The organism is uncultured Campylobacter sp. (genome assembly GCF_937997595.1).
Taxonomy (GTDB): domain Bacteria; phylum Campylobacterota; class Campylobacteria; order Campylobacterales; family Campylobacteraceae; genus Campylobacter_B.
On the sequence record NZ_CALKTS010000130.1, the window covers coordinates 1 to 12,557 of the forward strand.

General features: G+C 49.8%; 9 protein-coding genes. All 9 read right to left on the reverse strand.

Features of this window, described 5'->3' with window-relative positions; translation table 11 throughout:
* Positions 1 to 1,794 precede the first annotated feature (1,794 nt).
* On the reverse strand, positions 1,795 to 3,333 hold the full coding sequence (gene purH, locus Q0614_RS04540) for a bifunctional phosphoribosylaminoimidazolecarboxamide formyltransferase/IMP cyclohydrolase (RefSeq protein WP_298786848.1): 1,539 nt from the start codon (positions 3,331 to 3,333) through the stop codon (positions 1,795 to 1,797).
* Between the two features lie 16 nt (positions 3,334 to 3,349).
* A complete protein-coding gene (locus Q0614_RS04545) occupies positions 3,350 to 3,940 on the reverse strand; it encodes a hypothetical protein (protein WP_298786849.1) in 591 nt (196 codons plus the stop codon).
* A 480-nt stretch (positions 3,941 to 4,420) separates the two neighbouring features.
* A complete protein-coding gene (locus Q0614_RS04550) occupies positions 4,421 to 5,452 on the reverse strand; it encodes a hypothetical protein (RefSeq protein WP_298786851.1) in 1,032 nt (343 codons plus the stop codon).
* A 415-nt stretch (positions 5,453 to 5,867) separates the two neighbouring features.
* Entirely contained in the window at positions 5,868 to 6,857 is a 990-nt protein-coding gene (locus tag Q0614_RS04555) for a DnaJ domain-containing protein (protein WP_298786853.1), read from the reverse strand.
* A 3-nt stretch (positions 6,858 to 6,860) separates the two neighbouring features.
* Entirely contained in the window at positions 6,861 to 9,056 is a 2,196-nt protein-coding gene (gene purL / locus Q0614_RS04560) for a phosphoribosylformylglycinamidine synthase subunit PurL (protein ID WP_298786855.1), read from the reverse strand.
* Positions 9,057 to 9,120: 64 nt separating this feature from the next.
* Positions 9,121 to 9,876, reverse strand: coding sequence for a glycosyltransferase family 2 protein (locus Q0614_RS04565; RefSeq protein WP_298786857.1), 756 nt, complete (start codon positions 9,874 to 9,876; stop codon positions 9,121 to 9,123).
* Positions 9,873 to 10,664, reverse strand: a complete 792-nt coding sequence (locus Q0614_RS04570; protein WP_298786862.1) for a polysaccharide deacetylase family protein — start codon at positions 10,662 to 10,664, stop codon at positions 9,873 to 9,875. The genes Q0614_RS04565 and Q0614_RS04570 overlap by 4 nt, the downstream gene beginning before the upstream one ends.
* Entirely contained in the window at positions 10,661 to 11,659 is a 999-nt protein-coding gene (locus Q0614_RS04575; RefSeq protein WP_297941844.1) for a glycosyltransferase, read from the reverse strand. Before Q0614_RS04575 ends, Q0614_RS04570 begins: the two co-directional genes overlap by 4 nt.
* The coding region (locus tag Q0614_RS04580; protein WP_298786864.1) for a glycosyltransferase at positions 11,656 to 12,557 on the reverse strand (902 nt) is incomplete at its 5' end. The genes Q0614_RS04580 and Q0614_RS04575, both read right to left, overlap by 4 nt.

Genomic DNA, 12,557 nt, shown 5'->3' on the forward strand with positions numbered 1-12,557 from the left:
GCCGCCTGCTAGATAAATTTCTTTTACGTTTGCGTTCACGCCGCCTCCTTTAACTCTAAAATTTGCGTCCGCCGCACCGGCGCTGCTGCCGCCGCCTGCGGCATTGAGCGCGACTAAATAACCCGCCGCCAAAGCAAAGAGGCAGATTAAAACTTTAGAAATTTTCATTTTGATCCTTTCGTTTTGAATTTTGCGCAATTTTACAATCTCTAAATGAAGCGAGAGTGAAAGAGAGAAATTTTATCGCTTACGGCGGATCGCTACCTAAATTTTATCGCCGCAGGATCGGGGCTTTCGGCTCGCCGTCGCCGCAGAATTAGAATTTTATCGTTGCGGCGGCGCAAGATCAAAATTTTATCTTATCCTCGCGGCGCGCTGCAGCATCGGAATTTTACCTCCTCGCAAGCGGTTAAAATTCTATGCTATAACGAGGGCTGAAATTTTACCGCTTCAGCGGGGGGGCGGATTTCGCTAGCGCGGCAAGCGGTTGGATTTGATCGCCGCGGCAAAAATTAAAATTTTGCTACCGCTGCAGGGTTAGAATTTCATCGCCCCTGCGCTACGATGAAATTTGTCCCTTTTACGAGCGAGACCCTTGCGCCGTCCATTCGCCTGCGCTACGGCTCACGTGAAATTTATCCATTTGTCGCGGCTTACGTGGGGATTTTAGAGATTTCGATACGCCCTATTGCGGCGCGAAATTTTATTGTCGCGCCTCGCGGCTAGATTTTGCTACCGTCGTGGGGATCAAAATTTTACCGCCGCGCGACCGCAATCTGAGCCTGATTTAGCGCCTTTGCGAGTTTTACGACGCGGCCGAATTCTACCGCAGGCGCCATTTTGCGAGGGCACGGATTGCTCGCGGAACGGAAGCTTTGCACTGCGCCCGCTGCTTTGCCGCATTTAAAATTTTATCTACGCACCGCTTAGGTTGCGGCACGGGGTGTCCATCCGCTTGTCGCGCGATTAAAATTTATCTACGAGCGCGCCGACCGCGACGAGGCGCCGCCTTAAAAATTTATACTCCGCTCCGTATCTGCTGCGAAACGGCGCTGAAATTTCAACGCAAAATAGGCGCCATGAAATTTTCGCGCCGCGAGATAAAATTTGTGCGTCGTTGTACGGCGACGAGGCGCGAACCCATCCGCTGCGTGCGCGATTAAATTTAAAATTTACGCGCCGCGACCGCTAGATAAAATTTCGCGACCATTCAGGGGCGGCGGATGATTTAAATTTAGATTACGCCGCACCTACACAAAGCAGTATGTCGCATAGCCAAAAACCCGCGCCGCATAGTAGTATAATGAAGCGCGAACAGTCGGATTCGCACTGCCTCCACCGCGTAGCGGAGCGCAGTCATTTACATCGCACACGACTTCGTAGCTGAGGTAGCCGGACTTGCGCCGCGCAGTCGCGAACAGCCGGATCCGCGCTGCGTTGGTGCGTAACAAAGCACTATGCATTAGATCCGCACCGCGCCACTACAAAACGATATACCGTGCAGCCAAATCGGCGCCGCATAGCTGTATGGCAAAACGCAAGTAGTCCGATTCGATCACGCCCAGCGCGTATCGGAGCGCAGTCAAATTTACATCGCGTACGGCTGTGTAGCGGAGATAGCCCGATCCGCACCGCGCTGGCGCGTAACAAAGCACTGTGCATTAGACCCACACCGCGCCCGCTACGCAGCGAGCAACGAGATCAGCCCCTACGACGCGGCTTTCAAGATTTGCAACGGCATAAGAAGTTGCGAAGCTAGCGCAATAAATCCGCCCCGACGCAGGCGAGTGAAATTTAGTGCAAAAAGTGGCGCACTCCCGTAAAATACATCGCCATGCCGAACTCGTCGGCGCTTGCGATCACCTCATCGTCGCGAATGCTGCCGCCGGGCTGTACTACCGCCGCGACGCCCGCAGCATGGGCGATCTCGATGCTGTCTTTAAATGGGAAAAACGCCTCGCTGGCAAGCGCGCAACCGCTCAGATCGACGCCCACGTCGCGAGCCTTTGCCACTGCCGCACGTGCGGCGTCCACGCGGCTCGTCATACCCATGCCGATCGCGACCATCGCGCGATTTTTGACGTAAACCACGCAGTTGCTCTTCGTAAGCGCGGCGATCTGCCACGCGATTTTTAGATCATCAAGCTCGCTCTGGCTCGCCGCGCGCCCCGTAACGCAGCGGGCGTTTGCGACCTCGCCAGCGCCCACGTAGTCGCGCTGCTGATATACGAAGCCGCCGTCAATAAATTTAAAATCGTATTTGTCGTTTTCGCGAATTAAAAACTCCCCGCCCTGCTCGAAAATTTTAATACGCTTTTTCTTTTCAAATACCGCAAGCGCTGCGGGCGTAACGCGAGCGGCAAGGATAACTTCGACAAAAATTTCATTGATTTTATTTGCTAGCTCCTCGTCCAAAACGCCGTTTATCGCCACGACGCCGCCGTATGCGCTTACGGGATCGCATTTTAGCGCCTCTACGTAGCTTTCAAGCAGGCTCCCCTTTACGGCGAAGCCGCATGGATTGGCGTGCTTGCAGATCGCCACCGCAGGCGCCTCCCCGAAGCTGCTAGCCAGCATCAGCGCGCCGTGCATATCGGTCATATTGTTAAAGCTCGCCTCGCCCTTTAGGCTCTTAAAATGGTTGCTAAAAAAGTCCTCGAATTCGTACAGCGCGCCCTTTTGGTGCGGATTTTCGCCGTAGCGAGTATCGAATACTTTGCTGCCCGTGATAAATTTTTTCGCGCCGAAGCCGCCGTTAAAGCGCTCGTTCATATAGTTTGCGATCATCGCGTCGTAGGCTGCGGTGTGCTCATAAGCTTTTATCATTAAATTTTGCCTAAATTTGAGCTTCTCGCTCTCGTCCGTACCGCTTAAATTTTGCAAAACCGCGCCGTAATCAAGCGGACTCGTGACGACATAGACGCTTGCGAAATTCTTAGCCGCGCTTCGAACCATCGCAGGCCCGCCGATGTCGATATTTTCGATAATCTCGGAAAAATCGTCGGTTCGGGCTACGGTCGCTTTAAAAGGATACAGATTTACGCACACGAGATCGATGCTGCCGATGTCGTACTGCGCGGCTTGGCTTACGTGATTTGCGTCGTTTCGCTTATACAAAATTCCGCCGTGAATCTTTGGATGCAGGGTCTTAACCCGCCCCTCAAACATCTCGGGCGAGCCCGAGTACTCGCTCACTTCCGCTGCTTTCACGCCATTTTGCAAAAGCAGTTTATGCGTGCCGCCCGTGCTTAAAATTTCAAATCCGAGCTTCTGTAGCCCGCGAGCAAACTCTACGACACCCTCTTTATCGCTGACGCTGATTAACGCTCTCATCTTTTCTCCTTTTAATTTATTCGCATAGTTTTTTAAAAATCAGCTCGCGCATATCGTTTGCGTTAAGCTGAAAATACAAAATCGCCTCGCGGCGAGCCTTTTGATACTCGCGCCTCGTCTTTTCATCCTCCGCGCCGAGCTTTGCGCCGTTAAATTTCGACATACGCGCCGAAGCCAGCTCTTTTAGCCTCTCGCTGCCCACAGAGATACCGCCACTATAATTAAACCACTCTTTGCTTTGAAAAATATTAAATAAAATTTGAAAATCTACGAAATTTCCCTTATTGTACTCGGCGCAGACCCCGTTTTTGTGGCTTACGGCGTAGATCGCGCCGTATCTGCGCTCGAAAAAATATAGTTTTATGAGCTTTGCGTTTTTGTCTAAATTTGCGCCGTTACCGCCTAAAATCGCAAGCTTCGCATCGCCTCGCGTTTCGTAAGAGCCTAAAATCGCGCCGTTTTCGTAGAGATTGTCGCCGTAAAAAGCGTATTTCGTATCCCCAAGCTCGCTTGAAAGAACATAGGTTTTATCGCTTGCAGGCGAGTTTTTGCCCGCGCAGCCGAGCAGCGACAGAGCCAAAAACAGAGACGAGATAAAAAATTTCATCGCGAAAAATCCTTTAAATTTTAAAATTTTGCCAAATTTATGAAGCGGAAATCGGCAAAGCGAAATTTGCTAAATTTACCGCATTTACCGCGCGCAAATTTTAAATTTGCTTTTCAAATGCCGCCGCTTTGCTCGCGCGGACGTAAATTTTAAAATTTTGCCGCCGCTTGCAAAGGCTAAATTTAAAAGCCGCGCGCAAAACGTAAATTTAAACTGCAGCGCAAATTTAGCCGCAAGAACCTACGCAAATCGGTTAAATTTAAAATTTCACGGCGCAGCTTTTATCGCCAAGCTAGGTTGCACTTGCTTTTGCCGTTTTTAAAATTTTAAATTTATTTGCACATCCTGTTTTCCAGCTCATCCATAAGCGCGGCTATGTCATCATCAATCGCACCTTGCGCTGCTGCTCGTTTAAATTTTATGCGCCGCTTTAAATTTTACAAGCCGCAAATTTAAAACGGCACGAGATCCAAAACCGCACTAAATATAATAGATACTGTTTTTGATATTTTTGCCGTCGATCTCGTTTTTGCGCCACGAGCTCTCGTCGTTTAGCACGATCCAGCGCTTCTCCTCCTCACGGTAAAACCAGTCCTTGTCGATCTGATAATAAATCTGGCATCCCGAAATTTCGATGATATTGGCGATGTTATTGTCGTGGTAGTTGTTCTCGTCGAAGTCGGTGAAAGTGCGCTGCCCCATCTCGGCGTAGAGCTCGTTTAAAATTTGAAGCATCTCGCTTAGGCGCGTATCCATCTTCTCGACCTGAAGCCCAAGCTCGTTAGCTTCTCTGAATAAGATCGGATAGTCGTGCGACGGATAGCCGCTGTTTAGCTTGTCGCTGATAAAGGCGATCTTTTGCTCATCTTCGAAGTGATAGCGCAGAATTTCGCGGCAAATTTTAAGCGACAGGCTGCTTGCGCGATCTACGGCGCCGAAAACGAGCGGATGGATATATTTGTAAAGCTCCTTGTACGGGTTCTCATCGTTCGGGCGCTCGTTATTTTTCCAAAGCTTCACCACGCGACTTAGCTCGTCCATCGAAACGTTGGCTTGGTCGTTGGTGTTCGTAACCGGCGAAAGCTCGTGGCGCAGCGAAGTATCGACCGACGTGAGATAGCCTAGCGGCCCCATTAAAATTTTATTCGCTCCAAGCGCCATCATCGTAGCCGCCGAAGCGCAGTTTGCCGGCACTAGAGCGATTAGCTCGTCGCAGTGGTTGCGCAGGATCGAGACAATCTTAAGCGATGCGATACCGCTGCCACCGTCGCTTTTGATGTAAAGGTAGAGCTTTTCGAAATGCTTGCCCTTGAGGTGGTCGTTGATGCTGATCGCGTCGTTGCCGCAGACGCTGCCAGCGCCCGAATTAAAATAGGTAAGCAGCGGCGCGCCCAGATATTTCTCGATATTGGTGATCACCTCTTGCGTTTGCTTCATCAAGATCGGCGGTTGCTTCGCCGCCTTTTTAGCGCCCTGCTTCTGCTGCTCCTCGTCTTTGGATAGAAATCCCATGTTTTTCCTTTCGTGTTGGTTTGGTTTTAAAATTTTATTTCATAAATAACAAGCAGCCTTAACGCTATCGCATATTAAAATTTCAACATTCGCGCATACTACTTGCCGCCTTTATTTTACGCTAAATTCTCGCGCCGCGTGCTGACTGCCTGCGCGATGCGCAACAGGACTGCATTAAGTGCCCTGCAGGTCTTACGAGCTTGGAATTTTAAATTTATATGCGAATTTAACTGTGCCGCATACTTTGAAATTTCGCCGCCGCGCTGCAGCCAATCTCTCGCGACCTGAAATTTTCGCACGCCACGTATCCTATGATATCATGCCCAAATTCTTTCGCCGCACCTTATCACCGTATCGCGATCCACCTTAAAATTTCAAGGCGTTTTGCGCCCTCAAATTTTAAAATTTGCTCGCCCTACTTCTCGCCGAAGCGCTTCTTTAAAATTTTATACGCCTCGTTGATCTCCTGAAGCCTCTTCGTGCCCTCCTGGATGATCTCCTCGTCCGCGCCCTTGCCCATCAGGATGTCGGGGTGGTATTTTTTCACGAGCTCGCGATATTTTTTCTTGATCTCGCTAAACGTAGCGTCCTTAGAAAGCCCCAAAATTTCATACGGATCTCTTTTGCTTTTGGCCGATCCGTAGCCTTGCGAGCCGCCAGAATAGCCGCTACTATACCCACCAGAATACCCGCCGTATGAACCGCTAGAACTTTGCGAGCCTCCATAGCCCGAACCCGCCGTGCCGCCATAGCCGTAGCCGGTGCCGCCGCCGTAACTGCTGCTTCCGTAGCCACCCGTGCTTCTGCCGCCGTATTTGTCCCAATACCCGCCGCTTCTTGTGCTATAGCCGTCGTATTCGTCGTAAGCGGAGCTGCTTTGCGAGCCGCCGTTTTCGTAATATGTGCCGTAAAAACTGCGCTCAAAGGTCGCGAATATCTGGCTTTGGATATGCTCCGCAATGCCCAATCCGTCACAAATCTGCGAGATCGTGCGCCGCTCTGCCGCGCTAAAACCGCGATCGACGTAGGCTAAATTTAAAAAGAAATAGATTAGCCCCGTTTTGCGGCTCGGGCTCGGGCGGTAGGTTTGGTTATATTTCTCGGCGAGCTCGCGTACGTTTGCGAGGTTTTCTTTCTCGAGCTTATAAACGAGCTTCAGCGCCTGGCGTTCGCGTTCGCCGGCGCCCATTTGGCGCACCAAATCGTCTAAAATTTCGCTTATCATCGCAGCTTCGGACTCGCTTACGTACCCGTCGCTTTTGACGACCTTGGCCAGAAGCGCTACTAAAATTTTAGCCTCCCCTAGCTGCATTCGCGCCTTGCCGCGATAGCCGGAGTTGCTGAGAGCCCCGCCGATCTGCGCGAAAATATACAGCGCGATTAAAAGGAATATGATGCTAAGCACGCGCTAGTCTTCGCTCTTTACGATCTTAGCAAACTCGCCGAAGTAAATTTCTTTCAGCGCCTTTAGATTTTTACGGACGGAATTTATGCGAAACGTTTCGCCGCCGCTGACGCCTAGTCGCATCAAGCTTAGCCCGTATTTTGCGGCCAGCTCTTTAAATTTCGCCTCGTCGCGCACGCCGAAAATCGCGCGCGAAAAGCTCTCGTCGAAAATATCTCTGCTATCGTCGCAGCTCATCTCAAACTCGCCGCCTACGCCGCCTACACACGCCATCTTTGCAAGCGTGATCGCCACGCCGCCGATTCCTACGGAGTTTGCAAATTCCAAAACTCCGCTCTTGCCCGCCTCGATCGCGAAGTCCCACAAAGCGCGCTCTGCTTTTAAATTTAACTCAGGTAGGCTGCCTGCGACGCGATTTTCCACCGCTTTCATATAAAGCGAGCCCGCAAAAACGCCCTTCGTATCGCCTACCAGATAGACGCTCACGCCGCTAGCGCAAAAATCGCTAGGAATGATCTCGCCCTCGTTCGTGCCCACGCATACGATCGCGGGAGTGGGCTGAATGCTAACGCCGCCCGTTTCGTTATAAAGGCTTACGTTGCCGCTGATGACCGGGGTATTTAGCGCGGCGCAAGCCTGCTTGATCCCCTCGCAGCCCTGCGCGAACTGCCACATGACCTCGGGATTTTGCGGATTGCCGTAGTTTAGGCAGTCGGTGATGGCTAGAGGCGTCGCGCCGCTCATAGCGACCTTTCGCCCCGCTGACGCTACCGCGAGCGCCGCGCCTATGCGAGGATGGACGTAATTCATCCGCGTGTTGCAGTCTGCAGCCATCGCGAGCTTTACGCCGTTTTGCTTAACTCGCATCACCGCAGCGCCCAGCATGCCGGGACGCTTGGCGGAATTTAACCCTACGTTAGCGTCGTATTGATCGTAGATGTAGGATTTATTTAGTACTTCGGGGTCTTCAAAAATTTTATCAAACGCCGCGTCCAGCTCGCGTTCGCTTGCGCCGCAGCCGCATAAATTTTGCCGAGCGATCTGCGACATATACGCAGGCTCTTTTATCGGGCGATCCAGCACGGGTGCCGCCTCGCTAAGAGGCTCGATCGGGATAACGCCCGCTAGCTCGCCGTGCCAAAAAAGCTCCATCTTGCCGCTATCCGTCACTTCGCCGATTACGGCGGCGTCAAGATCCCATTTGGCAAAAATTTCTTTGATTTTCTCTTCGCAGCCCTTTTTGGCGCAGATCAGCATGCGCTCCTGGCTCTCGCTTAGCATCAGCTCATATGGGCTCATCCCCTCCTCGCGCATCGGCACCTTGTCTAAGCTTAACCTCATGCCGCTACCGCTGCGTCCGGCCATCTCAAAGCTGCTTGAAGTAAGCCCCGCCGCGCCCATATCCTGGATACCCACGACGTAGTCGGTTTTAAAAAGCTCCAAGCACGCCTCCATCAGCAGCTTTTCGGCGAACGGATCGCCCACCTGCACGGTCGGGCGCAGAGATTTGTTCGCGTCGTTAAAGCTATCGCTCGCCATCACGGCTCCGCCGAGCCCGTCGCGCCCCGTCTTAGAGCCCACGTAGATCACGCTGTTGCCCACGCCATCGGCCCTACCGTAGAAAATTTCATCCTTTTTAACGATGCCCAAAGCAAAGGCATTAACTAAAATGTTGCCGTCGAAACTCTTATCAAAGCTCGTCTCGCCGCCTATCGTAGGGATGCCCATGCAGTTGCCGTAGTGCGCGATGCCCGCGACCGCGCCTTTTAGCAGATAGCGCTGCTTCCTGGCGTTTTCGCTTCTTCCTCGCACCTCACCGAAACGAAGCGAGTTCATATTGGCTTCTACGCGCGCGCCCATCGTAAAGATATCGCGCAGTATCCCGCCCACGCCGGTCGCAGCCCCCTGAAACGGCTCAATGAAGCTAGGGTGGTTGTGGCTTTCCATCTTAAAAACCGCAGCCATGCCGCCGCCGATGTCGATGACGCCTGCGTTTTCGCCTGGGCCCTGGATGACCCAAGGCGCCTTGGTCGGGAAGCCGCTTAAGTATTTTTTGCTCGATTTGTAGCTGCAGTGCTCGCTCCACATCGCGCTAAAAATCCCAAGCTCGAGCAGATTCGGCTCGCGACCTAAAATTTTTAAAATTTTTTCATATTCTTCGTCTGAAATTTTATGTGCCGCTACTACTTTTTTATCCATTTTTTCGCCCTTTTCGCCGTTAAATTTAAGTCGCAATAATAACTAAAATTTTCTATCATTTCGATTAATCTTCGCCCTTTTTAAGATACTTCTCGTAAAGTTTCGCCTCTTTTAAAAACGCGTAAAATGCGTTAATATTTGCCGTGATAAATCCCTTACGCCCGTCAAAAAGCGATCTTCGCAAAATGTATGATTTAAAAAACGCAAACGGATAGATCAGCAAAAGCTTCGCAAGGCTCGGCTTTTTGCCCTTCTCAAAATCCCCCTGCGCGCGCAGCGTGGAGTAGTTGTTGTTTTTCGTAACGAGCTCGGCGATCGGCTTTTCGCTAAAGTGATTAATGCAAAATTTGCTCTTTTTTACAGCGCCTTTTATGATCGAAATTTGCGCGTGCACCCCCATATTTTTATACTCGCCGCACTCCTTGCGAAAGAAGCGGATGTGAGTATTTTTGCGCACGAGATCCGAGCACTTGCGCCCTAGCGAGTATTCATGAAATTTAATATCCAGCGCCGAGTAATCGCTCTGGCTCATAAACTCCTCTATCTCGCCCTTTAGCTCAGGACTTACCTCCTCGTCGCCGTCGAGATTGAGCACCCATTCGTTGCTGCAGAGCGAAAATGCGTAGTTTTTCTGCACCCCCTCGCCCTGCCAGTCGTGATGGTAAATTTTATCGGTAAATTTACGCGCGATTTGCAGCGTGGTATCGGTGCTACCGCTATCGACGATTATGATCTCGGCGAAATCCGCCACGCTACGCAGCATACGCTCGATATGGCGCTCCTCATTCATCACTATCGCATAAACGGACGCTTTAATCATAATTTGTTCCTTATCCTCGTAAATTTAAGCCAAAAATCAAAAAACCCCTCCGTGCCCAAAATACCGATACGTTTTACGGCGTATTTGTCGTCGCCCGCCTCGTAAAGTCCGCGCTTGACGACCACCGCGCCTTTAAAATTTGATCTGGCGATATTTAAAATTTCGTCGTTAAATTTACCGTACGGGTAGGCAAACACCTCGCACGGCCGCCCGCAAATACGTGCTACGCGAGCCTTGGACGCGATGATCTCATCTGCGGCGAGCTGCGGATCGCTCGCGTAGGTAAGGTCTAAATTTACGTGGTGCATCGTATGCGCGCCGAACTCCACTAGCCCGCTTGCTTGCATTTTTAAAATTTGCTCCTCGCTTAGCATCCGCGCAAGATGAGCGGTGTTAGCGCGCTCCCAGTCGTTTTGCACGGCGTCCGGCACCAAAAATATGCTCGCTTTGAAATCATATTTTTTCAAAATTTCAAAGGCGCTGGTAAAATTATTTTCAAATCCATCGTCGAATGTGATGCAAACCGCCTTTTTAGGCAGCCGCTCTAACGCAATAAGCTCGCTAAACTTAAAGCTTTTAAAGCCGTTTTTCGCAAGCCACGCGATCTGCCTCTCAAAATCAGCAGGTCTTAGCCGCCATTTGTCGAATTTATCGCCCTTGTGCTCCTCTACGCTATGATACATCAGCACCCGCGCCTTATGCCAACCCTGCGGGATCCGCCACCAGTTATACCGCAGCGAAACGCCTACCGCGGCGGCAAAGATCAGAAAAGCCACAAAATAGGTCATAGCAAGCTCTTGTAAGCTTTGATGTATTGATTTACAACGTTAGACATATCGAATTCTCCTTTGCATTTTTCCTTTACTTTAGAAAAAATCGCCTTAAATTCTTCATAATTCTCATATACTTCGTTTAGTTTACGCCGTAGTGACAAAATATCTCTTTCAAACAGCAGCTCTTTGGGTAAAATTTCGGTGCAAATACCCACTGCAGTAGAGATTAAAAGCGGCGAATAATATACGCCATCGATTGCCGTTAACCCATAAGCCTCAAATGCAGACGCAATGATTTGTAGATTACAAGCACTTAAATAATCTTGCAAATGATCCGTAAAGCCTGCAATATTTATCTTTTCTTCCAAGCCTAATTCTTTTATTAAATCCTTTAAATTCTCCTCTTCTTCACCACTACCGAATATTGTGCATTCAAAGTCAAAATTTACATCCGCCAAAGCCTTTATTATTATATCCATACCCTTGGGCGCAGATAACCTGGCGGCTGAAATGATACTAAATTTATTACTTCTATATTCTCCCTCCTTTGGTTTTTTATATGCCATCGCATTTTTGATGATTATGGAGTTTGTAGGCAAAATTTCTTTCGTATCCTCTAACACCGCCACGCATAGATCAGCTAGTTTATAATTTTTCTTCACCTGCAAAGTATGCTTCGTAGCCACCACTCCGATTCTCCTAGAGCCTAAAAATCGTGCTAAATTCCGTGCGCGATACATTATTTCAATTTCTTTTGTATTGTGACAATGAATTATGTCTGGTGAAATTTTAATTAAAAGCTGTGCTGTCTGTAGTAAAAATAATGGATTATATCTATTATGCCCGAAATTAAATTTGATTAAATTTACGCGTTCACTCAAATATGGTGCAATCTTTTCGTCGCTTAGCAAAAATACCTCATTAGTTTTTGCCATTTCATTACACAGATCGACGCAGACTTTCTCTGTTCCAGCGAACTGCTTCCATTGTAGCGTATGTAGAATTTTCATATCGCTCGCCCTTTCTTATAAATAAACTCGCGCCATTCGTAAGGCTCGCTGTAAAAATCGCTCCGATCGCTTTTATCCTTTTCGCCACGGCCGTTGCGATATTTGCCGTCTCCGTAAATTTCATCGCAAATTTTGGCACCAATTTTATCGTCCTTACCATTGTCTTCGCAACCTACTGCGTGAGCCTCGTCATTAAATTTTAGTTTTTCATCGCCCTTTTTACCGTAAATTTTTCCGCCTTCGCTACGGCTATCATATCTCTCTCCAAGCTCGCCACCAACTTTACTGCAGTCGTCGCTATCCGCATTTTTTAAATCCGTGCCGAAGCTCTCTTCAAAGATCGTCTCAAGCATAAATTTTGCCACTCGGGCGGCGTTTGCGATCTTTAACGTCTTGGCTCTGCCGCGCTGCGCGATACGCGCGTATTCGCCGCTAGCAAGAAGGCATTTGATCTTTGAAAAGCAATCCGTAGGACCGTCAAAATAAACTATCTCCGAGCCGTCCTTATAAAGCCGCTCAAACCCCGCGATCTTGGGGCTAAAAGTGCAGACGCCGCATCCTAAAAACTGCGCCATACGGTCGCTCGCGCCGAGCAATTTATGAGCGCGCGCGCACTCAAGCTCGTCGTCGCGATTAAAATTTATCGCGATCTTCGCAGCCGCGATCTCGCGATGAAATTTATCTCCGAATACGGCAGGCGCGCCGAGGCTTGCAAAAATTTTAAGCCTAAACCCCTCTTTTTCGCAAAAATCGCGCAGCAAAAGCGCAAATTTATACCTCACGTCCTCTTGATAATCGCGCGCTATGTAGATCACGTCGGTCGTTTTAGCGGCGTCTAGGCGTCTATCAAACGCCGCGTCGGAGATGTTTGGGAAAAAGGCGAATTTCGCGCCGTATC

Excerpts from the sequence above, each read along its gene's own strand:
- purH (WP_298786848.1), bottom strand. The coding sequence starts at position 3,333 with ATGAGAGCGTTAATCAGCGTCAGCGATAAAGAGGGTGTCGTAGAGTTT.
- Q0614_RS04545 (WP_298786849.1), bottom strand. The coding sequence starts at position 3,940 with ATGAAATTTTTTATCTCGTCTCTGTTTTTGGCTCTGTCGCTGCTCGGC.
- Q0614_RS04550 (WP_298786851.1), bottom strand. The coding sequence starts at position 5,452 with ATGGGATTTCTATCCAAAGACGAGGAGCAGCAGAAGCAGGGCGCTAAA.
- purL (WP_298786855.1), bottom strand. The coding sequence starts at position 9,056 with ATGGATAAAAAAGTAGTAGCGGCACATAAAATTTCAGACGAAGAATAT.
- Q0614_RS04565 (WP_298786857.1), bottom strand. The coding sequence starts at position 9,876 with ATGATTAAAGCGTCCGTTTATGCGATAGTGATGAATGAGGAGCGCCAT.
- Q0614_RS04570 (WP_298786862.1), bottom strand. The coding sequence starts at position 10,664 with ATGACCTATTTTGTGGCTTTTCTGATCTTTGCCGCCGCGGTAGGCGTT.
- Q0614_RS04575 (WP_297941844.1), bottom strand. The coding sequence starts at position 11,659 with ATGAAAATTCTACATACGCTACAATGGAAGCAGTTCGCTGGAACAGAG.